This is a genomic window from Novosphingobium sp. (assembly GCF_039595395.1).
Taxonomy (GTDB): domain Bacteria; phylum Pseudomonadota; class Alphaproteobacteria; order Sphingomonadales; family Sphingomonadaceae; genus Novosphingobium.
Genome location: NZ_JBCNLP010000001.1, coordinates 2,341,352 through 2,363,471 on the forward strand (window position 1 = coordinate 2,341,352; position 22,120 = coordinate 2,363,471).

Annotated in this window: 23 protein-coding genes; 13 read left to right on the forward strand and 10 right to left on the reverse strand. The window is 63.3% G+C overall.

The annotated features are described in order from the left end of the window. Positions 1-6 precede the first annotated feature (6 nt). On the forward strand, positions 7-1,884 hold the full coding sequence (locus tag ABDW49_RS10825; RefSeq protein WP_343611847.1) for a ParB N-terminal domain-containing protein: 1,878 nt from the start codon (positions 7-9) through the stop codon (positions 1,882-1,884). A 118-nt stretch (positions 1,885-2,002) separates the two neighbouring features. Beyond that, positions 2,003-2,467: a hypothetical protein gene (locus ABDW49_RS10830; protein WP_343611851.1), complete on the forward strand. Its 465-nt coding sequence runs from the start codon at positions 2,003-2,005 to the stop codon at positions 2,465-2,467. Here the strand turns inward: ABDW49_RS10830 and ABDW49_RS10835 are convergent. Both ABDW49_RS10835 and ABDW49_RS10840 read right to left on the reverse strand, forming a co-directional pair. Beyond that, positions 2,412-2,819 (reverse strand): hypothetical protein, encoded by a 408-nt coding sequence (locus tag ABDW49_RS10835; RefSeq protein WP_343611853.1) that lies wholly within the window; start codon positions 2,817-2,819, stop codon positions 2,412-2,414. The genes ABDW49_RS10830 and ABDW49_RS10835 overlap by 56 nt on opposite strands. After that, the gene (locus ABDW49_RS10840) at positions 2,816-3,118 is read right to left on the reverse strand and encodes a hypothetical protein (RefSeq protein ID WP_343614398.1); all 303 of its coding nucleotides are present in this window, start codon (positions 3,116-3,118) and stop codon (positions 2,816-2,818) included. The genes ABDW49_RS10835 and ABDW49_RS10840 overlap by 4 nt, the downstream gene beginning before the upstream one ends. On the opposite strand from ABDW49_RS10840, the gene ABDW49_RS10845 reads away from it, so the two are divergent. Beyond that, a complete protein-coding gene (locus ABDW49_RS10845) occupies positions 3,071-3,829 on the forward strand; it encodes a MucR family transcriptional regulator (RefSeq protein ID WP_343614243.1) in 759 nt (252 codons plus the stop codon). The genes ABDW49_RS10840 and ABDW49_RS10845 overlap by 48 nt on opposite strands. A 118-nt stretch (positions 3,830-3,947) precedes the next feature. On the opposite strand, the gene ABDW49_RS10850 is transcribed toward ABDW49_RS10845, so the two are convergent. After that, positions 3,948-4,169 carry a hypothetical protein gene (locus tag ABDW49_RS10850; protein WP_343611855.1) on the reverse strand — a complete coding sequence of 74 codons (222 nt, stop codon included), beginning with the start codon at positions 4,167-4,169 and terminating at the stop codon, positions 3,948-3,950. A gap of 273 nt (positions 4,170-4,442) precedes the next feature. Here ABDW49_RS10850 and ABDW49_RS10855 point away from each other — a divergent pair, with 273 nt between their 5' ends. The 6 genes from ABDW49_RS10855 (at position 4,443) to ABDW49_RS10880 (ending at position 9,375) form a co-directional block, all read left to right on the forward strand. Then, positions 4,443-4,784 carry a hypothetical protein gene (locus tag ABDW49_RS10855; RefSeq protein WP_343611857.1) on the forward strand — a complete coding sequence of 114 codons (342 nt, stop codon included), beginning with the start codon at positions 4,443-4,445 and terminating at the stop codon, positions 4,782-4,784. Positions 4,785-5,134: 350 nt separating this feature from the next. Beyond that, positions 5,135-5,269, forward strand: coding sequence for a hypothetical protein (locus ABDW49_RS10860; protein ID WP_343611859.1), 135 nt, complete (start codon positions 5,135-5,137; stop codon positions 5,267-5,269). Positions 5,270-5,415: 146 nt separating this feature from the next. Continuing rightward, on the forward strand, positions 5,416-5,676 hold the full coding sequence (locus tag ABDW49_RS10865) for a helix-turn-helix domain-containing protein (protein ID WP_343611861.1): 261 nt from the start codon (positions 5,416-5,418) through the stop codon (positions 5,674-5,676). Further along, positions 5,669-6,253, forward strand: coding sequence for a S26 family signal peptidase (locus ABDW49_RS10870; RefSeq protein ID WP_343611863.1), 585 nt, complete (start codon positions 5,669-5,671; stop codon positions 6,251-6,253). The genes ABDW49_RS10865 and ABDW49_RS10870 overlap by 8 nt, the downstream gene beginning before the upstream one ends. A gap of 101 nt (positions 6,254-6,354) precedes the next feature. Next, complete coding sequence (locus tag ABDW49_RS10875) at positions 6,355-6,972, forward strand: lytic transglycosylase domain-containing protein (protein WP_343614245.1); 618 nt, start codon at positions 6,355-6,357, stop codon at positions 6,970-6,972. A gap of 342 nt (positions 6,973-7,314) precedes the next feature. Further along, positions 7,315-9,375 (forward strand): DUF3363 domain-containing protein, encoded by a 2,061-nt coding sequence (locus ABDW49_RS10880; protein ID WP_343611864.1) that lies wholly within the window; start codon positions 7,315-7,317, stop codon positions 9,373-9,375. 10 nt (positions 9,376-9,385) lie between these two features. Here ABDW49_RS10880 and ABDW49_RS10885 read toward each other — a convergent pair whose 3' ends face one another. Beyond that, entirely contained in the window at positions 9,386-10,216 is an 831-nt protein-coding gene (locus tag ABDW49_RS10885) for an aldo/keto reductase (RefSeq protein ID WP_343611865.1), read from the reverse strand. 262 nt (positions 10,217-10,478) lie between these two features. Between ABDW49_RS10885 and ABDW49_RS10890 the strand changes: the two genes are divergently transcribed. After that, entirely contained in the window at positions 10,479-11,033 is a 555-nt protein-coding gene (locus ABDW49_RS10890) for a glutathione peroxidase (RefSeq protein WP_343611867.1), read from the forward strand. A 55-nt stretch (positions 11,034-11,088) separates the two neighbouring features. Here ABDW49_RS10890 and ABDW49_RS10895 read toward each other — a convergent pair whose 3' ends face one another. The 6 genes from ABDW49_RS10895 to ABDW49_RS10920 form a co-directional block, all read right to left on the reverse strand. Then, positions 11,089-14,349: an error-prone DNA polymerase gene (locus ABDW49_RS10895; RefSeq protein WP_343611870.1), complete on the reverse strand. Its 3,261-nt coding sequence runs from the start codon at positions 14,347-14,349 to the stop codon at positions 11,089-11,091. Continuing rightward, complete coding sequence (locus tag ABDW49_RS10900; protein WP_343611872.1) at positions 14,349-16,199, reverse strand: DUF6504 family protein; 1,851 nt, start codon at positions 16,197-16,199, stop codon at positions 14,349-14,351. Before ABDW49_RS10900 ends, ABDW49_RS10895 begins: the two co-directional genes overlap by 1 nt. Continuing rightward, a complete protein-coding gene (locus ABDW49_RS10905; RefSeq protein WP_068094781.1) occupies positions 16,117-16,887 on the reverse strand; it encodes a protein ImuA in 771 nt (256 codons plus the stop codon). Before ABDW49_RS10905 ends, ABDW49_RS10900 begins: the two co-directional genes overlap by 83 nt. A 480-nt stretch (positions 16,888-17,367) precedes the next feature. Continuing rightward, positions 17,368-17,838 carry a DUF3429 family protein gene (locus ABDW49_RS10910; RefSeq protein ID WP_343611876.1) on the reverse strand — a complete coding sequence of 157 codons (471 nt, stop codon included), beginning with the start codon at positions 17,836-17,838 and terminating at the stop codon, positions 17,368-17,370. Between the two features lie 62 nt (positions 17,839-17,900). Beyond that, positions 17,901-18,731: an aldo/keto reductase gene (locus ABDW49_RS10915; protein ID WP_343611878.1), complete on the reverse strand. Its 831-nt coding sequence runs from the start codon at positions 18,729-18,731 to the stop codon at positions 17,901-17,903. Positions 18,732-18,771: 40 nt separating this feature from the next. Next, positions 18,772-19,431: an SOS response-associated peptidase family protein gene (locus ABDW49_RS10920; RefSeq protein ID WP_343611880.1), complete on the reverse strand. Its 660-nt coding sequence runs from the start codon at positions 19,429-19,431 to the stop codon at positions 18,772-18,774. Positions 19,432-19,579: 148 nt separating this feature from the next. Between ABDW49_RS10920 and ABDW49_RS10925 the strand changes: the two genes are divergently transcribed. From ABDW49_RS10925 to ABDW49_RS10935, 3 genes are all read left to right on the forward strand, one after another. Then, the gene (locus ABDW49_RS10925; protein WP_343611882.1) at positions 19,580-20,038 is read left to right on the forward strand and encodes a transposase; all 459 of its coding nucleotides are present in this window, start codon (positions 19,580-19,582) and stop codon (positions 20,036-20,038) included. Then, a complete protein-coding gene (gene tnpB, locus ABDW49_RS10930) occupies positions 20,035-20,388 on the forward strand; it encodes an IS66 family insertion sequence element accessory protein TnpB (RefSeq protein ID WP_343611884.1) in 354 nt (117 codons plus the stop codon). Before ABDW49_RS10925 ends, tnpB begins: the two co-directional genes overlap by 4 nt. Before the next feature lie 66 nt (positions 20,389-20,454). Further along, positions 20,455-22,092: an IS66 family transposase gene (locus tag ABDW49_RS10935; protein ID WP_343611886.1), complete on the forward strand. Its 1,638-nt coding sequence runs from the start codon at positions 20,455-20,457 to the stop codon at positions 22,090-22,092. Positions 22,093-22,120: the final 28 nt, after the last annotated feature.

The window sequence follows — 22,120 nt, forward strand, 5'->3', positions numbered from 1 at the left end:
AATGCCATGAAACTCGACTTTATCGAACTTGGCAAGCTCAGCGTGAGCAGAGCCAATATGCGCTATTCGAAGAAAGCGCCCGATGTGTCTGACATTCTGCCAACCATCCGCGCACGGGGTATTGTCGTGCCGGTGCTGGTGCGTCCGTCCGTCGCTGCTGCACATGGGAGCCCGGACACCTTTGAAATCGTGGCAGGCGCGCGGCGTTTCCACGCGGCCAGCCTTGTCGCCGCAGAGCGGCAGGAAGCCGGGCAGGAGGTGGAGCCCATGCCCTGCGCCATTCTGGAATCGGGCGACGATGCGGATGCCGTCGAGGCCTCGCTGATCGAGAACCGCGCGCGGCTCGACCCCGATGAGGTGACGTGCTGGGAGAGTTTCACCCGGCTGGTGAAGGAAGGGCGCGACCCCGCCGACATCGCCCAGACCTTCGGCCTGCCCGATCTGGCGGTGAAGCGCATTCTTGCGCTGGGCAATCTCATGCCGCGCATCCGTGACCTCTACCGGCAGGAGAAGATCGACCCCGCAACGGTGCGTCACCTCACGATGGCCAGCAAGAGCCAGCAGCGCGCATGGCTGGCGCTGCTCGACGATCCGGAAGCCTATTGCCCGACCGGGCATCAGCTCAAGGCATGGCTGTTTGGCGGCAAGTCCATAGCCGTCAAACATGCCCTTTTCGATCCCGAAGGCGTGACCGCCATTGTCGCTGACCTCTTCGGTGAGGACCGCTATTTCGCCGACAGCGATGCATTCTGGAAGGGCCAGAATGAAGCGATTGCAGCGCGGCGCGACGCCTATCTCGAAGAGGGGTGGTCCGATGTCGTCACCCTGCCGGTCGGCGAGCATTTTCGCAATTGGGAGCATGTGAAGGCTCCCAAGCGCAGGGGCGGGCGCGTCTATATCGAGGTGCGCGACAGCGGCGAGGCGACCTTCCATGAAGGCTACATCACCGCCAAGGAGGCCCGCCGTCTGGAAAAGGGCGAGGCTGTCGGTCATGGCATCAAGGCACCCCGGTCCGAGATCACCGGGACGACGCAGACCTATATCGACCTGCATCGTCATGCCGCACTGCGCGCCGCCCTCACCGGTTACCCCGCCGTCGCTATGCGGTTGATGGTCGCCCATGCCATCGCGGGTTCCTCGCTCTGGTCGGTGCGGCTTGAAACACAGGCCACCCGCAACGATGCCATTCGGGAAAGCGTCGAATGCAGCAACGGTGAAACCTGTTTCGACATGGTGCGGCGCGACGTCCTCGCCATGCTCGGGATGGATGCCGATGACCCGACCGTGGCCGAGGTCGGCAACGGATCGGGGAGCCGCCTCGTCGTCACCTTCTCCCGGATGCTCGCGCTCGACGATCCGCAGGTGATGACCGTCCTTGCCGTGGTGATGGGCGAAACGCTGGCCTCGGGGAGCGCCATCGTCGAACTGCTCGGGCAGCATATCGGCCTGAACATGGCCGAGAACTGGCAGGCCGATGATGCCTTTTTCGAGGGCTTGCGCGACCGCGAGGTACTGCTCGCCATCTTGGCCGAGGTGGCGGGGGCAACTGTTGCCAGCGCCAACGCGGGCGAAAAGACCAAGGTGCTCAAGTCCATCATCCGGGGTCATCGTGAGGGTGCCGATGGTCGCGAATGGCGTGAGGGCTGGGTGCCGCGCTGGATGACGTTCCCGCCTGCCGCCTACACCACGCGCGGCGGTGTGGGCACCGTCGATAAGGCCGAAGCGGTGGCCAAGGCGCTGGCTGGCGGCGACGGACCCGACGCCGACGCCAAGGACGAAGACGGAGACGATCTCGACCGGCTTTCCGGTGATCCGTCTCACTCCGAGGGCCATGATGAGGATGAGGTCGAGGTCGAGGCCGAGGCCGCCGCTCTGGCTGCCTGACGAGCGCGGGGTGGTGGTGCCCGGTGCCATTCCCCCATTCCTCACCCTTCGAAATAGACTTGCCGCGCGATCCCTTCTGTCCCGCGCGGCACCTTTCCCCATCTCAAGGAGAACGATCATGGTTGACCGTGTTTCAGCTTTCATCACCATCGGCGGCAAGCTGTCGTCGCAGCACCTTCCCGAATTCCTCGACCTTATCGCGCAGGAAGATCTATCGCTCGAATGGGACGGCGAGCCCTTTGAAGTCTCGCAGTTCGTTCCAGGGCACCCGCTCTGCCTCATGTCTCACGAGGTGGCGCTGGGGCAATTCACCCAGCTTGAGGATTTCTGCTTCGCGCGCAGCCTGCCTTTTCGTCGCTGGTGCGACGGTTGCAGCAGTTGGATGCCCCAACGCGCAGTTTTCGATGGCAGTGGCGATGTCGTCTACATCGACACCGATGGCGGTGATCGCGCCTTGTTGGGCCGCAACACCGTCACCGAACTCGAAACGTTCGAGAGCATCGTCGCATGGTTTGATGCTGCCGATTTCACCGTGCCATCGCTTGAAATCGTCCCTCAGCCGGAGAGGAACGGCCATTCCTGACACCTCTCAGTAATACCGAGCGCCGCCAGTCCCGTTCCGGAATTGGCGGCGCCTTGTTTGAAGAATTCACGCTGTCTTCGGCGCAGCGAATAGCGCTCTGCTGCTCGCCACGAAGGTTCAAATAAGGACGCATCCATGTCGATTGGCTGATTCCAATCGACATGGATGCGTCCTTGCAGTTTCTGCTCATGCCAGTCTTGGGGGCGCGCAGTTCGGAGCGATTGCCGTTGAGAATGCCGAGCCGCAAACTCTCGTGCGACAGGCAGTCACCACTGCCTTTTGGCACCGGTTTCGTCCTATTTTGAGATCGAACGATCATCATCGCTTCTGGCTTCAGGATAGTTTGCATCATCTCCGGATGGCATCAATAGACGGAATTTTCACATATTGTTGCGCAAGGTGAAAATCACGACGCCGCCAGTCCCGGCGCGGAACTGGCGGCGCCTCTTCTTGGTCAATATTTGACTGAGTGCGGGGAGAGGCGTAGGCCTTGGTGCCGTCGCAAGATGAGGAAATAATATGTCCGAGAATGATACCGAGATCGCCGCAAGCCTGATCGAACTGGCGGGTGAAATCACCATTGCCTGGCTTCAGAACCCCAATGTGAATCCCGGAGCGCAGGATGTGCCTGCTTTCCTCAAGGATATGCATGCGGCGGTCACCGAATTGAGCAGCGACAAGTCGTCGCAGCCCGAAATGGTGACGTATGAACCGGCGGTTTCTCCGCGTGGTTCGGTGAAATCGGATCACCTTGTCAGTCTCATCGATGGCAAGAAGTATAAGACGCTCAAGCGTCATCTCGCGCTCCATGACCTCACGCCTGCGCAATATCGCGAGCGCTACGGCTTGAGGGCTGATTATCCGATGGTTGCGCCCGATTACGCTGCGCAGCGCCGCGAGATCGCCCAGAAGCTGGGACTTGGCCGTAAGCGCACGGTGCCTGCCGCTGCTGCCGCTTCTGCACCGGGCGAAGCGGTGTCCGCCCCCACAAAGGCTCCGGCCAAGGCGAAAGCCGCAGCGGCCAAGCCCGCAGTTGCGGCGAAGAAGGTTTCGGCCAAGACGGCAAAGGCTGTAACGGCGGGTGCCGCACCGGTTGCTGCTGCTGTGGACGCCAAAGCTACAGTCGAACCTGCGGTCAAGTCAGCACCCAAGACAGCGCCCAAGCCGAAGTCTGCTGCCAAGGTCGCTCCAAAGGTGAAGGCTTCGGCTGAACCGACATCGGCGGCCAAAGCGAAGGCCCCGGCAAAGCCGAAAGCCAAATTGACGCCGAAAGCCGAGGCGAAGCCCAAGGCTGAACCGAAGACCACCACCGCGAAAACGCCCTCTGCCGAAGCCGTGAGCGAGGCCCCGGCCAAGGTCTGAGCCGGGCGGTTTGGCGCTAGCATACAGGGACGCCGCTCGATCCTTCGGGAACGGGCGGCGTCGCCATGTCGTGCATATGCATGGCTGGCGTGTGCCTGCACCCGAAACGAAAGTCGTCTTATGCGGCGCTCTGGCGCCGCTGCTTGAGGATCACCGGACCATGCCCGCCGCACAGGCCGCAGGCGTCCCGCTGGCTGGCGAAATCCCGCTCGACCGTCAGTTCGCCCAGATCGGCGTGAAGCGCATCATCGATGGGCAGATTGAGGTGTCGCCCTACACAGGCGGCGCAGACTGGTGAGGGTGACAATCGCTCCACCAGTCGCCGACTGGTCTCTAACATCGCCGTTATCTACTATCCCTTGTCTCGATTGAAAACCGGGCAGTCCATGAGTCTGTGAGGATTGGTCGAAACCGCGATTCGGCCAAGCCGGAAAGGAAGGGATTTCCACTGTTTTTCATGCGGGAGACAGGGCAAGAGTAGGGTCCGAAGGTCGATGGTGGCGTTCGATATTTCTGCGGGGTGGCGTGCGCGTCGAGCGCTACCTGTGGGTTTCCGGTGGTCGCGGGCTTGATCCCGGCGTGCCGCGCTCGCTAGTCAGAACGCATGCAGGGGATGGCTCACGAGATCTGGTTGAACCGATGGGGCGTGACCATCGATCAGCGTGAGCAGCAGGTCGGGACGCAAGGCCTGACCTCTCTGGAGCGGCTGATCCATATTCTGTGGCTCATCTCGCAAAGTATGCGCGCAACCGGGGATCTGGTGGCAGCGCGGCAGCGTGATCCCACCCTTTTCCGTGACGGTCTGGCTGCGGCGCGCGCGCTCGATTTACCCGGTATAGTTGAGGTTTTTGCGTCGAGTGCCGGATGGATCGAAGCCCATTTCTTCGAGAAATTCGACGATCTTTGCCGCGAATTACAGCCGCTGCGCCTGATCGCCGGAACAGATATCCACTGAGTATCCACAGGCGATCCACCATTTCCCAACCGACTTTGCACCGGTTTATCGACCGCTGGTGGAAGGCGGGCACCGTGCTTCTTCCCCCGATCCGACAGGTCGGGAGAAGCATGTCTGCCAACGATGGGCCTAGTATCCGGCGCCCTGCGGCCCGCCTCGAGGACGGCGACGGCGGGCCCCCACCATTTTTCGGGGGCGGTCGGGCGTTGTTTCCGGGTCGGGCAGTATAGGCGTACCCCCGAAAAATCGTTGCCCCCATCGCCGCTAAAGCGGCCGCTGCGCGGTCCTTGACCCGAACCGCAGAGCGCCGGGCAGAGCCTTCATCTTGCACCCCGTCAGGAGCGAAGGCCATGAGCATCGAACAGCACATCGAAGAACTGCGCACGGAACTGTTTGCCTGCACCGCGCGCCGTGAACGCCGCCAGATCGAACGTGAGATGCGCGATGCCAAGGCCCAGCTCGAAGCCCGGTTGAAGCCGGATTGAGATCGCTTGACCCATGCTGCCGGGCAGGCATTTCTACGGGGGTCGAAAACAGCACCCCCTGTTTTCGACCCTGCCAGAGGGTGTTTTTCTGCTTCATTTGGCCTCCCGCGACCGTGGGCAATCCCGCCGGGTCGAACGGGAAACACATGATGAAAACTCCGAAAAAGCTTGCGCCGGCGAACAGCCGAAATGCAGCAGCCCGTGCCGAGTTTGCGCGCGAAACCCGGCCCTTTCTCACCGCCAAACAGGTCGCTTTCCATATCGGTGTCAGCCTCACCACGCTCAGGCGGATGAGGAACAGCAACACCGGGCCCCGGTGCCGACTGCATGGCGCCACATGGGTCTATCATATCGATGATTTGCACGCGTGGTCGCTTGCCCAGACACGCGGAGGTGGCCATGATTGACCCCAACCGCAGCGGGCGCCCCCAACCTCTGACCCTTTGGATGGAAGCAAGCCGACATCGCGGCAAGCAGCTCCGCGCCATGCGCCGCCGCACCGCCATTATGGGCCTGGCCGTCGCCGCTCTGTCGTGGACGATACTTGTGCCGCCAGCCCCGCGACTACTCTGGAACGCCAGCGCCAGCGCGCCCATCGGCCTCTACCGCGTCGAGCCCGACAAGGTGCCGGATCGCGGCGATTGGGCTATCGCGTGGCCTCCGAGCGACGTCCGTTCGCTGGCGGCCAGCCGTCATTATTTGCCGACGGGTGTGCCGCTGGTGAAGCGGGTGGCGGCGCACTCTTATGATACCGTCTGTGCCGTTGGCCCGGTGGTTACAGTGAACGGCGTCAAGGCGGCGTTGCGCCGAAATGTCGATGGTCACGGACGGCAACTTCCCTTCTGGCAGGGCTGTGTCGATCTTGGGGAGGGAGAGCTTTTCCTGCTCACGGGTGAGAGCTCGGACTCCTTCGACGGGCGCTATTTTGGGGTCAGCAAGCAGTCCGACATCATCGGCAAGGCGACATTGCTATGGGCGCGCTGAGGTTCCGGTGCCGCGTCGGGGCAGGGGCGATTGTGGCTTTTGTCTCGGCCTTGATGAACCCCTCCGCCTATGGGCAGCCGTCGATTGCCCATGTCCCGGCGATGGGTGGTGGCGCTGCTGTCAGTGCAGGACATGGCGGGGATGCGGTTGGGCAATGGCGCGACATCATTGCTGAAGCGTCTGCACGCTTCGGTGTACCATCGGCATGGATCGAGCAGGTGATGCGCGCCGAAAGTCGCGGGCTGACCATCTGGCAGGGCAGGCCCATCACCAGCCGGGCAGGCGCGATGGGGTTGATGCAGTTGATGCCCGCGACATGGGCGTCGATGCGCTCGGCTCTGGGTCTCGGCGCTGATCCCTATCAGCCCCGCGATAACATCCTTGCCGGGACCGCCTATTTGCGCGCGATGTATGATCGCTTCGGCTACCCCGGCCTTTTCGGGGCCTACAATGCCGGACCGGGACGATATGGGGCCAGCGTCAATGCCGGCCGATCCTTGCCGGTCGAGACACGGGACTATCTCGACAAGATCACGCGGGCAACGGAAGGCACGGCAAAAGTTGCCACAAATTCTCCCGAAATTTCGCGTGAATTGCCGCGTGAAACCGGCATGTTTGTGGAACTGAGCGACCACGCCGATCAGGGCGCAAATCCCGGCTCATCCATCTCGGCAACGCCTCAGCACGATCCCATGTTTGTGCTGCGAACGGGGCGATAATGCACGAAAATCGAGCATTTTTCTGGCTTGCAGCTGTGCCAGGCGGGCGGCTTCGGGCTGCTGCTGATCCGCTTGGCCATCGGCAGGGAGGTGGAGGGAGGGAGGACAAGGATGAGGCCGGGAGAGGGGGAGGGCGCGTAAGGCAAGATAAAGCTATGGCACTGCGTCGCCATAACCTATTGTCTGCACATCGTTTTTGGGGATCTTTTACGGCACCGTGCCCTCGCTGGCGGTGCCATTGGCGTGCAGAATGGCGGAATTCTGCGGGTTTGGCCGGCACCATTGGGTGCTTTGAGCCGGATTGCGTTGCTATCCACACCAACAGAACCAGGGCAGTCGGACATGGCGCAGGATGACGATTTCCATCCGCGCCTGGGGCGGATCGGCAACAAGGGCAAGGGCGCGGGGAAGCGTTTCCTCGGGCGCGTGCTGGCCGCCGCCAATCTGGCCCGAGGCGGCGCTGGCGGAAAGGCTGGCAGAGGCAGCTTTTTCGGGAGCCGGATCGGGCGCGGCAGCGGGGTTGGCCGGGTGCTCGGCAGCCGGGGGAAATATGGTGCCGGTCACAGCCGCCGTGTTATCGTCAAAGCGAGCATCATGCGCCTGTCCGGCAAGGGTGCCGCGGCGGCCGCTGCGCATCTGCGTTATCTTCAACGAGATGGCACCACCCGAGATGGCGAGCGCGGGACGCTTTATGGTCGCGATGAAGACGCTGTCGATGCCAAGGCTTTTCAGGGGCGCGGTGCGGGCGATCGCCATCAGTTCCGCTTCATTGTCTCGCCGGAGGATGGCGATCAGTATGAGGATCTAAAACCGCTGACCCGGCGCCTGATGGAGCGCATGGAGCAGGATCTGGGCACGAAGCTCGATTGGGTAGCCGTCGATCACTTCGACACGGGCCATCCTCACACCCATATTCTGGTGCGAGGGAAGGACGATGGCGGCAAGGATCTGGTGATTGCCAAGGACTATATGACCAGGGGGCTGCGCGAGCGCGCCATCGAGCTGGTCGATCTCGATCTGGGGCCGCGCACTGAGCGTGAGGTCGAAACCATTTTGCGGGCAGAGGTGGAGGCGGAGCGGCTGACCTCGATCGACCGCTCGCTGCTTAAGACCGCCAATGCCGAGCGTGAGGTCGACTCTGCAGGGCGTGATGCCTTCGATCAGACGCTGCGGGCAGGGCGTCTGGCCAAGCTGGCGCGATTAGGTCTGGCCGAGCCGGTGGACGGCACCCGCTACCGGCTGGCAGACAATCTGGAGGATACGCTGCGGCGCATGGGAGAGCGTGGCGATATCATCCGGACGATGCAGCGCGAGATGACACGCGCTGGCATCGAGCGGGCCGCGGGTGATCAGGTGATCCATGAGGCCGGCGCACCGGTGGCGAGGCCTATCATTGGGCGGGTGCTGGCCCATGGCCTCTCTGACGAACATGCAGATCGCCATTATCTGATTGTCGATGGCATCGATGGGCGAAGCCACTATCTTGATGTTGGAGGCGGGCGGGATTTGCCGCTCGACCAGCATCAGCTTTCACCCGGATCGGTGGTCCGCATCGATCCGCTCAAAGCGGCGCTGCGGCCATCGGACAGGGTGATTGCCGAGGTCGCGGCAGCCAATGACGGCCGGTATGATGTGGATCTGCATCTCCGCCATGATCCAGCAGCCAGCGAGGCCTTTGCCCAGACCCATGTGCGGCGTCTCGAAGCGATGCGGCGCGGCGGTGGCGGGGTGACACGCGAACCCTCGGGCCAGTGGGTGATTGCGCCCGACCACCTCGACCGGGTGACGGCCTGGGAAGAGAAGCAGTTGCGTGAGCATCCCGTCGCCATCACCAGCCTCTCGATCATGCCGCTGGAGGAGCTGGTCGATGTCGAGGCGGCAAGCTGGATTGATCGCAGTCTGGCGGGGCAGGTGCCGACCGGGTCGAGGCAGGCGGGAGGCGGAGCGCTGGGGGCAGCCCCTGGCGATGGGGCCGATGTGAGCGCTAGAGCCTTGCGAGATGCCGGCTTCGGTCGAGACCTGCGTGATGTCATGGAGCGCAGGCGGCAATGGTTGTTGGCGCAGGGCTTCGCGCAGGACGAGCAAACCGGGCTCTTTCCCCGAGGCATGATCCAGGCGTTGGAGCGCAAGGATTTGGCGAACGCGGCACGGCAGCTTTCGGCGGAACTGGACCTCCCTTTCGAGGAGGCGCGGCAGGGTGGCCGCATCGAGGGGACCTATCGCCGGCCGGTTGATCTGGTGAGCGGTCGCTTTGCACTGATCGAGCGCGCCCATGATTTCACGCTGGTGCCGTGGAAGCCGATGCTGGAGCGCAAGGCCGGGCAGAATGTGTCGGGCCTGATGCGCGGCGATGAGGTCAACTGGACTGTTGGTCGCGGGCGTGGCGGACCAAGCATTTCCTGAGTGTCTGACTTTAGAGCATTTCCAGCGGGCGCCGTCTTGTCGGTTTGAGAAAGCGGCGATCAAGGTCATTGAGATCGTCGGGCGTCAGGACAAGATCGGCAGCAGCGCGATTTTCCCTCACATGCTCCACGGTTCCAGCCTTGGGGATCGGCAGGATGCCGTCCCGGTGGAGGAGCCAGGCCAGCGCGACCTGGGCGGGGCTGGCGGTGTGACGCTCCGCAATTTCGAGAAGCGCCCGGCGATCGAGCAGGCGGCCCTGTTCGACCGGGCTATAGGCCATCACGGGAATGGAGCATCGCTTCAGCCAGGGAAGGAGATCGAATTCCGGGCCGCGACGGGTCAGATTGTAGAGAATCTGATTGGTTGCGCAGGCCTCGCCGCCTGCATCGAAGAGTTCGCCCATATCGTCTGTATCGAGGTTGCTCACGCCCCAGCGGGCAATCAGCCCTGCCTCGACCAATTGCTCCATGGCTTCGACCGTCTCGGCAAGTGGGACAGTCCCTCGCCAATGCAGCAGGTAGAGGTCGAGGTGATCAGTGCCGAGGCGGCGCAGGCTCGCTTCGCAGGAACGGCGAAGCCGGTGGGCGGAGGCATTGTGCGGATAGACCTTGCTCACCAGGAAGACTTTATGGCGGCGGCCGGCGATCGCTTCGCCGACCAGTCTCTCGGCTTCCCCTTCGCCATACATCTCGGCAGTGTCGATCAGCGTCATGCCAAGGTCCATGCCTTCGCGCAGAGCCGCGATTTCCTGGGCGCGCAAATCGGGCTTTTCAGCCATCATCCAGGTGCCAAGGCCAAGGGCCGGCACGATGGTGCCGTCGGGAAAGGAAATTGTCTTCATCGTGCCTCCAACGCCCGATCAGCATAATCGTTCTCGGCCCAGTTTACGCCGGTTGGCCGCAGAGATGAAGCCGGATCGCCCTCGGAAGGATCGGCAAGAGGTGCAGCTCTGGGCGGTTGCCGGGCATGCTGCCTCGGGTGCGGGTTGTGCATGAAATGCGATGGTGGCCCGGGCGCCGGAAGGAGCCATCGCCTTATTTCCTTTATCCTGAAATGGATGGAGGTTATCTCAGCCATCCCCTCCCTGAAGAAAGGCTTGCTGCATGGCCAATGAACTTTCCGCGCTCGCGCTCACCCGCCTGGATGGTTCCAGCGACAGTCTGGCCCAGCATGCGGGCAAGGTGCTGTTGGTTGTCAACGTGGCCTCGCAATGCGGCCTGACGCCTCAGTATGAGGGGCTGGAAAAGCTCTACACGAGCTACCGCGAGCAGGGCTTCGAGGTGCTTGGCTTTCCGGCCAATGATTTCGGCAATCAGGAACCTGGTTCGGCTGAAGATATCGACCAGTTCTGCAAGGTGAATTACGGCGTCAGCTTCCCGCTGTTTACCAAGGCGCCAGTGTCGGGAGAGGACAAGCAGCCGCTCTACGCTGCACTGACGGCGGCGGAGCCGGTCAAGCAGGGGCCGGTGGAGGAGTTTCGCGAGAAGCTGAAGGGCTATGGCATTGCGGCCAATGAGGATCCCGAAGTTCTATGGAATTTCGAGAAATTCCTGATCGGCCGGGATGGTCAGGTGGTGGGACGCTTTGCTCCGGTTGTGGCTCCCGATGATGCGCTGCTGGTCAGCGCCATTCAGGAAGAGCTCGCCAAAGCAAACTGAGAGACCCTGTCAGCGCAGGGCAGCGATGGCCGAATGCCAGAAGAGCGAAAGCACGTCAGTGGAAATCATGGCTGCGAACCGGCAGAATATCGTCCTGCTTTCCATCAGTTCCGAAGGCAGGCGCAGCCAGCACGCGATCCTTGGGAAATCCGGGGTCACGGGGATCGGGGCCGCCGCCATGGGCAGCGCCATCGCCGCGCCCGTGTGGCAGGTTCAAATCCTGCCGCCCGATCGAGCGAAGCATGGGATCGAGATTGGTGATCCGGTCGGCGATGACATGGATGATCTCGCCCTCCTTCTGCAGACGCCCCCGCACCGCGATCATCGAGGCCGACATGATCTGTCGCCGAAAGGTGTCGAACTTGTCGGGCCAGAGGATGGCATTGGCGACACCGGTCTCGTCCTCAATGGTGACGAAGAGCACGCCCTTGGCGCTGCCGGGCCGCTGGCGGACCAGCACGATGCCGGCCACCTCCAGATTGCGCCCATCGCGCTGGTTGGGTAGGTCGCCGCAGGACACGATCTTCATGCCCGACAGCTCCTCCCGCAGGAAGCTCACCGGATGGGCGCGCAGGGAAAGCTGGATCGAGCGATAGTCCTCGACCACCTCGCGGCCCTCGGTCAGCGGCCCGAGCGTCACGGTCGGCTCGATGCCTTCGGGCGAGAACTGCTCTTCTTTGGCATCGGCGGCAGCGAAGAGTGGCAGCGGAGCTTCGCCCAGCCCCTTGACCTTCCAGAGGCCCTGCCGTCGGTCCTGTGCTATCGCTGAAAAGGCATCGGCTTCGGCCAGTCGCTCGATCGCCGCGCGCGGCACGCCCGCCCGCCGCCAGACCTCTTCCACGCTACCATAGGGCTGGTCACCCCGTGCAGCGACGATCCGGGCACCATGGAGGTTTGCCATGCCTCGTATCTGACGGAAGCCAAGACGCACAGCCAGATGCCGGCGGTTGGTGTATTCGAGCGTGCAATCCCAGTGGCTGTGATTGATCGAGACGGGCCGGACCTCGACCCCATGTTTGCGGGCATCCGCCACGATCTGGGCCGGCGCGTAGAAGCCCATCGGCTGGGCATTGAGCAGCGAGGCGCAGAAGACATCGGGATGATGGTGCTTCATCCAGCAACTTGCGTAGGCGATCTTGGCGAAGCTGGCGGCATGGCTTTCGGGGAAACCATAGGAACCGAAGCCCTCGATCTGCTTGAAGGTGCGCTCGGCGAAATCCAGACTGTAGCCGCGCGCCACCATGCCGCCCACCAGCTTGTCGTAGAAATGGCTGACCCCGCCGGTCATCTTAAAGGTGGCCATGGCGCGGCGCAGCTGATCGGCCTCGGCAGGGGTGAAGCCCGCGCCGACGATGGCAACCTTCATCGCCTGCTCCTGGAAGAGGGGCACGCCCAGCGTTTTTTCCAGCACGGCGCGCAGCTCGGGCTTGGGATATTCCGCCTTTTCCTTGCCCTCGCGGCGACGCAGATAGGGGTGAACCATGTCACCCTGGATCGGACCGGGACGCACGATCGCCACCTCTATAACGAGGTCGTAGAACTTGGCGGGCTTGATGCGCGGCAGCATCGACATCTGGGCCCGGCTCTCGATCTGGAAGGTCCCGAGCGTATCGGCCTTCTGGATCATCGCGTAGACGGCGGGGTCATCCTTCTGCAGATCGGCCATGCCGATAGCGATCCCCTTCATGTCAGCCAGCATGTTGAAGGCCCGGTTCATGCAACCCAGCATGCCCAGACCCAGCACATCGACCTTCATGAATTTCAGAGCATCGATATCATCCTTATCCCATTCGATGATCTGCCGGTCTTCCATCCGCGCGGGTTCAATCGGCACAAGATCGTCGAGCCGGTCCTGCGTCAGCACAAAGCCGCCCGGATGCTGCGAGAGATGGCGCGGCGTGCCGATCAGCTGGCGCGAAAGATCGAGGCAGAGCCGCAGGCGATAGTCATTGGCGTTGAGGTTGAGGCTCTCGATCTGTTCGGTGCTGATCCCGTCGACCGACCACCCCCAGACCAGGCCGGTGAGCATCTTGGTAAGATCGCGCGGCAGGCCGAGCGCCTTGCCGACTTCGGCCACCGCGCCGCGCGTGCGGTAACGGGTGACCACAGCGGTCAGCGCCGAGCGGTGGCGCCCATAGGTCTCATAGATCCATTGGATGATCTCCTCGCGCCGCTCATGCTCGAAGTCCACATCGATGTCGGGCGGCTCCTTGCGTTCGCCCGAGACAAAGCGCTCGAAGAGCAGCTCATGCTGGATGGGGTCGATCGAGGTGATCCCCAACATGTAGCAGACGCAGCTGTTGGCCGCCGAGCCGCGCCCCTGGCACAGGATGCCGCGCCGCCGGGCTTCTGTGACGATGGAATTGACCGTAAGGAAATAGGGTGCGTAGCCAAGCTGCCCGATCAGCCGCAGCTCATGGTCGATCTGGTTGCGATAGGGGACGGGCAGGCCGCGCGGGAACATGCGCGTAGCAGCCGCCTCGGTCAGGTCGGCCAACGCTTCCTGCGCACTCCTGCCCTCGACCACCTGCTCATAGGGATATTGGTACTGGATCTCGCCCAAATCGAATGTGCAGCGCGCGGCGATCTCGGCGGTCGCTTCGATTGCATCGGGGAAAGCCTTGAAGCGCCTCTCCATCTCTTCGGGCGATTTGAGATGGCGATCCATAAAGCGTTCGCGCTTGAAGCCCAGCGCATCGACGGTGGTGTGCTCCCGAATGGCGGCCAGCACATCCTGCAGCGGGCGCATCTGGCCGGAATGATAGAGCACATCCCCGGTGGCGACGGATCTTACCCCGGCGGCACGCGCCAGCGTATCAAGGCAATGCAGACGTCCGGCGTCGCCGGGGCGCCGCCGCAACGCAAGCGCCAGATAAGCGCGCTCGCCGAACGTCTCCTTCACCTGGGCGAGATGGGCGCTGCAAGCGTCGTCCGGTTGATCGGGAAGCAGGATGGCGACCAGACCCTCGGTATGGGCGGTGACATTCTCCCAATCGAGAACACAGGCTCCCTTGCCGCCGCGCGTCTTGCCAAGCGAGAGCAGCCGGGTGAGGCGCGACCAGGCCTGCCTATCGGTCGGATAAAGCAAAAGCGCTTTGCCATCGGTGAGATCCACCCGTGCGCCCGGGATCATCCGCACACCGGTTTCCTTCTGTGCGGCCCATCCTCGCACCACGCCGGCGACGCTGCCCCAATCGGCAAGGCCGAGCTCCGAATGGCCCAGCAGGGCAGCTGCCGAGAACAGTTCTTCCGGCGAGGAGGCACCGCGCAGGAAGGAGAAATGGCTGGTCACCTGAAGCTCGACGTAACGGGCCATCAGCCGAACACGCCATGCAGATGCCAGGAGAGATCGCCGGTGCCTTCCTCGACACCATCCCCGCGCCGGAAGATCCAGTAGCGCGCGCCGCCCTCCACCTCCACCCGGTAATAGTCCCTGACCGCCCACATCTCGCCAGGCCGCCGCCACCATTCTCCATGCACGCGTTCGGGGCCGTCACCGGCCACGACCCGATAGGTCCCGCCGCGCCAGGAAAAGCGGCGGGGCGGGTGATCGGGCAACAGCGCGATCACGCTGCTCAGGGGTTCGGGCCGGGCGAGCAACCGGGACGGGCGCGCCCATGCTGGCCAGCCCTTGGGCTCACCCAGGGGCATCATTCGGCGGATCGCCCGCTCAGGCACATCGCTCTCATGAGAGGAGAGGCGGAAGACGGCTTCAGGGGGCACGCGCCCGCTTAGCTGATCGACCAACAGAGCCAGATCTGGCGCATGATCGTCACGCCCCAGCTTGGCTGCCACCATGCTGGCCTGCAGATCCTCAACATGCGGTGCGATCAGCACCATCGTCTCGATGCCGAGACCAGGATCGATGCGCTCGATCCGCGCGACCAGCATGCGGGTAAGGTGCCTGGCGTCTCGGCTCGCCCGCGCGGTGCCGATACCCACCTTCTGCTCGCTGCCATCGACCAGCTGGCAGGTGAGATGGGCAGCGCGCAGCCCAAGGCGCCGCTGCTGGAGTTGGATCACCAGATCATCGACCAGATCGCCGATGACCTGAGCGATCGCATCGGCGGTGCCGATGGGTTCGAGGAGCTGCCGCTTTGCGCTGGGCGTTTCGAAAGCGGTGACCGGCACAATCGGCTCGGCCACCATGCCGCGAGCCTGATCGAGCCGCATAACGGTCGAGAGGCCCAGACGTTTGCCCAGTGGCCCACGCGGCATGGGATAGAGATCGCCGATGCGTTCCAGGCCAAAGCGGGCTGCGGCATTGAGGGCGCCGGTTTCGAGGCGCAGGGCGGCCAGCGGCAGATCGGCCAGCGCGTGGGCTTCCTCCTTTGGTGGCAGCAGGATCATGGACTCACCGCCATAGCGGGCCAGGGCATGGGCCGCGCCCGGTGTCCCCGCTACCGCCACGCTGGCGGTAAAGCCGAGGCGGGAGAGAAAGCGCAGCAGGCGGTGGCAAAAGCGGGCCTCGCCTCCAAAGAGATGGGTGGTCCCGGTAAGATCGAACCACAAGCCATCATGCCCGGAGACAGCTACCGTGGGCGTCCAGTGACCAAGGGCATGGAGGGCGAGGCGTTCAAGCCATGCAGCATCTTCCTCGGGCTCGGCATCGCGGACATCGAGATCGCTCACCAGCGCGCGGGCATGGGCAGCAGCCATGCCGGGGTGGAGGCCCAGATCCAGCGCCAGCGGGCAGGCCGAGGTGATGATCTCGCGCTGGCCGCTGCGGGTGATCAGCACCATGGGGCGAGCCCAGGTCAGGCGCCCGCCCTGCAGCACGGCCATGGGGGAGCTGGCCGAGGGCATCGCCGTGCCACCACCGCCACGCGCGCCTTCATCGGAAGGCATGGCCTTGAAGGGATGATCGGCATGTTCGCTGCGCCGTCCCATCTCGCGCATGGTGGGGCGCTGATGAGCCGGCAGGGCATCGATGGCCGCTGCCTGCCCCACGCCGTTCTGGGTATCATTACGCGCCCAGCGGGCGCCAGGGCGCCAGCCGCCGCCGCGCGGCACCGAGCAGGCGCCGGGGTCGTCGTCGATGGCCGGGGGCGGGAGCGATGAAGAGCGGGTGGGTGCGACGCGATCAGGCCGCGCGGTTGGCCGATCCAGCCGGCGCAATCGCTCGATCGATAGAAAGGGCAGGGCGAGCGAGGCAACCCTTGTCATCACAGGCGTCCAGATCGAGAGAAAAGGGATTGCCGCCACGCTGGCGGGCAAGTTCGACTGACCAGCGTGCCCGGCCGACGCCGGGGTGCGGCAGGGGCGCCGAAGGCAGGCAGCCAATGCGCCAGCGGGTCATGGCGGAAGAGTTCTGGGTGAGCGGGCACTGATCACGCGCGCGATGTCGCCGGTAGAGCAGCATCGGCGTCTGCCCGTCGCTGGCCGCCAGTTGAAGCCGTCTTGTGGCAGTCATATCGGCTGAGCGCACTTCAGCGATGACGCAGGCCAGCGAACCATCGCGCAAGCCGTCCTCGGCGATTGCCAGCACCTCCTGATCTTTCTTCCCCTCCGCATAGAGCAGCCGGGAAGGGCCCAGGCCAACCTGTTCGAGACCGGGGGCATAAAGGTCGAAGCGCGAAACCGCCCAGAGCACGGTAAACCCCGAGCTGGCAAAGCGCGCTGCGATGCCAGCGGCAAAGAGCGTGGCTGCAGCATCATCGCTCAGCTTTGAGGATGCCGCCGCAACCTCATGAAGGCCCGCGCCATCAAGCCCGCCGAAGGCGAGCCGCTCGTCGAGCATCGGCACACCAAAGGGCAGGACCGGCCCCCGGCTCGCACGCGCCGAGGTCAGCTTCGCGCGCAGGGCGTCGAGCTGTTCCTGGCTTGGGGAGGGGAGGGCAGGCTGGGTGGACATGATGGCAAATCGACTCTATCGTTCCCTTTATGTTCTCAAAAGGAAGGGTGCCGCGTCAAGCTGGATGAATCGGCCATCCACAGAGGCTTATGATTTTTGCCTCCGCCACCTTTGGGCGCTGTCGGTGCGTGAATTTTGCGCGCCCAAAAAAAAGGCCGGTCCAAAGACCAGCCCTTTGAAAGTTTGGGAGAGGATGCCTGAAAGGCGATTTTCAAATGCCAGCAATCGCATTTTGCTGCAAACGCAAAAAATCGATCAGCACGTGCGTAAAAAGCGATAGAGCTGCGGAGTTACGGGCTATTCACAGCAAGTTCGCGTGTCGCCTGATGGCATTCACCCTTCTTTCATCTCGCACATGCGAAGAGGCACTCGATAGCGTTTCGGCTGTTCCGAATGGATCACCGCTACGGATATGCCGAGCGCTACGTCTACCTTGGAAAAGCCGCGTAGATCATGGCTTTTCCAGTTAAGCCCATGGCTTCAGTCCATCAGAATCCGGGTCATAACGAGAAGCAGTGCCAGGGATGCGATCGGCATCTGAATGGGCCTCAGGCTGGCGAAATGGGCAGGCGCATTGCCCGCCTTGGCCGCACGATGATCCAGCACGGAAACCAGCGCGAAGCCGATCGCCAGCAAAGCCAGCGACTGGGGCAGCAGGCCTATCCAACCCAGGATGAGAGCCAGCCCGGCTATCGAGACGTAAAGCGCCATCGTCCATAGCTCACTGGCCAGCGACGCCTCGCTCCGGCCAAATCCGAAACCCCGCCTGACGCCGCCGACAAAGGCAAGGATTAGGCAGCCCCAGATCACCGTGAGATTGACCGCCACTCCTCGCAGCGCGGGCGCGAACCAGCTTCCCGCAGCGCCCAGCACGAAAGGCAACATCGGAAGATAGCCGAAGATCAGGCTGTCCGTCGGAATGGCGGTGGGTTTCGAGATGGATTTGCTCATCTGCCTTCCAACGCGTCATCGGGCGGCAAGTTCGCTTGGGCGCCGCCCATGCCGCAGGTGCCTTACAGCATCTCGAGGGGGCTACGCTTGATGGGGCTGGGAAAGCTGCTTTCGAGCGCCGCCATGTCACCGTCAGTCAACTCCAGAGCCGCCGCCGCGCGATTGTCCCGCACATGGTCGATCGATCCTGCCTTGGGGATAGGCAGGATGCCCGGCTGGCGCAGCAGCCATGCCAGAGCGATCTGGGCCGGGCTGGCATCATGGCGGCGGGCAATTTCCTTGAGCATCCGGTGCGAGAGCAGGCGGCCCTGCTCGATCGGGCTATAGGCCATCACCGGCATGGCATGGTCGGCAAGCCACGGCAGCAGATCGAGTTCGGGGGCCCGGCGCGTGAGGTTGTAGAGGATCTGATCGGTGGCGCAGTGCTGGCCACCCTGAGCGATCAGTTCCTCCATATCGCCGATATCAAGATTGCTGACGCCCCAGCGCAGGATCAGACCGGCCTCGACCAGTCTTTCCATCGCCTCGACGGTTTCGCCCAGCGACACATTGCCGCGCCAGTGGAGCAGATAGAGATCGAGGCGATCGGTTCCCAGGCGCTTGAGGCTGGCTTCGCAGGTGGTACGCAAGCGCCGGGCCGAAGCATTCTGGGGATAGGCCTTGCTGACCAGGAAGACCTCGTCGCGCTGACCGGCGATGGCTTCACCAACCAGCGTTTCGGCTGCGCCTTCGCCGTACATCTCGGCGGTGTCGATCAGCGTCATGCCGCGCGCGATGCCTTCGCGCAGGGCCGCGATCTCCTCAGCCCGGCGGGCGTGATCCTCTGCGAGCATCCAGGTGCCTTGGCCCAGGGCGGGGACGGCGGTTCCATCGGGGAGCGTGATCGTCTTCATAGGTGGTGCAACACCTTATCCGGGCATTGGTTCGCCGGATCTACAGGTCTTTGAAAAGCGGCAGGTCTTGCAATTTGGGCGGCTCGTCCTCCAGCAGAGGTTGCCCATCAACCCAGCGATCCTGCCTCCGCTCGACCTCCAGCCTGCCTTCCCAGGTCCGGCATAGATCGAACGCCTGCGTAGCAGAGCCTCCAAGCCAGCGATCCCAATCCTCACGCCGCAGGATCACCGGCATACGGTCGTGAACTTCCTGCATTTGGGGCGATGCCGGCACCATGACCATCGAGTAGCAATTGCCCCACATGTCGGTCGGTCGCCAGATGCCGCCCACCGCGAAAGGCATGTCGCCTGGCAGAGCATACCAGGTGCGGGTCATGCGCCTATCCTCGCCCTGTGGTTCGGCCCATTGGCTCACCGGGATCAGGCAACGCCGCGTTTCGAAACTGCTCTGCCAGAAGGGGGAAGCAAGATTGTCGCTGCGAGCGTTGTTGACTGCCGTGGGAGCCAGCTTTTGTCCTTGCTTGCCGCGAAGTACGCGAGGGAAGCCCCAATTCATCGACTGGGCACGACCGCCTGTGATCATAACACCGGGGTAGCCCTTGACCACCTCTTCGCCGAAATTCGCGCCCGCAGGCACCTCTACCCTGAAAATCTGGGAAATCTCCGCTTTGGCGGTGCGCAGGCGGTAGAGATTACACATGCACAAAAAATGGGCAGGGCAGGATCTGAAGTCAAGCCAACCCCTGAGCGCACGTAAGCGTACGGTCTCCCGCGTGTTGCGGCATTCAGGCTCGGCGCTGATGGACCTCCGGTAAGGAGTCTCTTTCTGGACTCCAGAAGGAGGCTAAGTGAAGGACCGCTTGGAGATCATCGCGCGCACCGAACGGCGCAGGAAGTTTTCGGATGCCGAGAAGACGGCAATCCTCAACGAGGCGGATACAGACGGCGTATCGGTCCGTCAGGTCGCTGAGCGCCACGAGATTGCCGAGAGCTTGATCTATAACTGGCGGTCGGCGCGGCGCCAGGCAGCGGCCATCGCCAGTGAAGCGCTGGAGTTCATTCCTTACGGCGCGATCATTACGACGGAGCCTGCAGTTGCGCCAGCGGTGGCGGGCCCCAAGAAGACGCAGCGACCCGTTTCGTCACCGATGCCGTCAGCGTCAGAGGATCTGATCCGCCCACATCCCGGTGCCCGCCCCGGCGCCATAGACATAGACCTACCGAGCGGCGTTCGCCTGTCAGTAGACAGCTATGTCAACGAGAGGGCGCTGGCCCGCGTTCTGCGTGCATTTCGGGACGTCTCGTGATCTCGCTGGCGCCTGGAACGAAGGTCTACTTGGCAAGCAAGCCGGTCAGCATGCGGCTTGGCTTCGATGGGCTGGCGGCGCTGGTCCGCCCGCTGTTCGCGGTCGAGCCTTACGGCGGGCATGTCTTCCTGTTTCGCAGCAAGAGCGGCAACTACTTGAAGGCGCTACATTGGGATGGGACCGGGCTTTGCCTGTTTGCCAAGCGTTTGGAACGCAGCCGTTTCATCTGGCCGCCACTCATCGAGGGCGGTGTCGTACTGACCCCAGCGCAGTTTGCGCTGCTGATCGAAGCGATGGATTGGCGGCGCACAGTGGCCCCCGAGCCGCCCCGCCTGCCGGTACAGATTTGACGCAATAATCGCCGCATTTCCAGGCTTCCTGCTTGGGTAGAAGGCCGGATTCTGCTACCGGGAAGCGTGTCTCCCGACGATCTCGAACTCCCTACCGATCCCGCAGAACTGCGCGCTTTTGCCGAGACGATGCGCGCACGTCTGGCTGCTTCGGAGCAGGCGCTGGATGCCGAACGGGCGGCCCATGTCGAGACCCGCGAGAAGCTTGAGACGGCCCAGCATTCGATCAAGCTGACCGCGCTGCAGATCGAGAAGTTCAAAGTCCAACTGGCCCGCCTCCGGCGCATGAAGTTCGGTCAGTCGTCGGAGCGCCTTGCTCTTCAGGCCGATCAGCTCGAACTGACGCTGGAGGATCTCGAGGCTGAGCATGCCCATGCCGAGTGTGTGATCGAGGGCCATGTGTCTGAAGATGCCCCGGCCAAGACTGCCCCTCGCAAGCCTCGCCGTGCACCACTGCCCGACCACCTTCCTCGCGATGAGGTTATGCAGGCAGCGCCGGATGCCGACGGCTGTTCCGCCTGTGGGGGCTTAATGGGCAAGCTCGGCGAGGACGTGACCGAAGTGCTGGAATATGTCCCCGGCCGCTTCCGCGTCGTCCGTCACGTCCGACCCAAGCTTTCCTGCAACCGCTGCGATGCGATCAGTCAGGCCCCGGCCCCGGCGCTTCCCGTGCCGCGCGGCCGTGCTGGTCCCGGCCTGCTTGCCCACGTCATCGTCTCCAAGTTCGCCGATCACCTGCCGTTATACCGTCAGTCGCAGATCTACGCCCGCGAAGGTTTGGAGATCAGTCGCTCGACGATGGCGGACTGGCTCGGCCAAGCAAGCTGGTTGCTGCAGCCGCTGGTCGATCGGATCGCCGATCACGTCATGGCCAGCGTGAAGCTCCATGCCGATGACACCCCCGTCCCGGTGCTGGCGCCGGGGACCGGCAAGACGGCGACCGGCAGACTATGGGTCTACCTTCGCGACAACCGACGATGGAGCCACTTGGACAAGCCGGCTGCACTATTCCGCTATAGCCCCGATCGCAAGGGTGAGCGCCCGCGCGAACACCTCAAAACCTTTGCGGGCTTCCTGCAGGCCGATGCCTATGCAGGTTTCGAGCGCCTGTACGCAAGTGACCGCACGCCAGCGCCGATAATGCCGGTGGCCTGCTGGGCGCATGCCCGGCGCAAGCTTAACGATGTCTACAAGGCGGACCCGAACTCAGCCGCGCTGGAGGGCTTGCAGCGGATCGGCGAGCTTTACGACGTCGAGAGACAGATCGTGCGTGAGCCGGCGGATTTCCGCCGCAAGGCTCGCAAGCTCTCGAAGCTCAAGGCCTTGAATTTCTTCGCCTGGGCGGAAGAGGTGTTGTTCAAGGCATCGGCCCGCTCACCACTGGCGGAGGCGCTGCGCTATGCGGTGAAGCTGAAGCCTCAATTGCTCGCTTACACCGACGACGGCAGGTTAGAGATAGACAACAATCCGGCAGAGAATGCCCTCCGTGGCATCTGCCTCGGCCGCAAAAATTGGCTCTTTGCAGGTGCCGATTGTGGTGGTGAACGTGCCGCAGCCATGTATTCTCTGCTCGAGACCGCCAAGCTTAACGGCGTCAATCCGCAGGAATGGCTAGCCGATGTACTCGACCGCATCGGCAAGGGGCATCCGATCAGCCGGATCGACGAGCTGTTGCCTTGGAACTGGGCCACCCCGCAGGCGTGAACGCGCATTTTGGGTGGATAGTGATCGG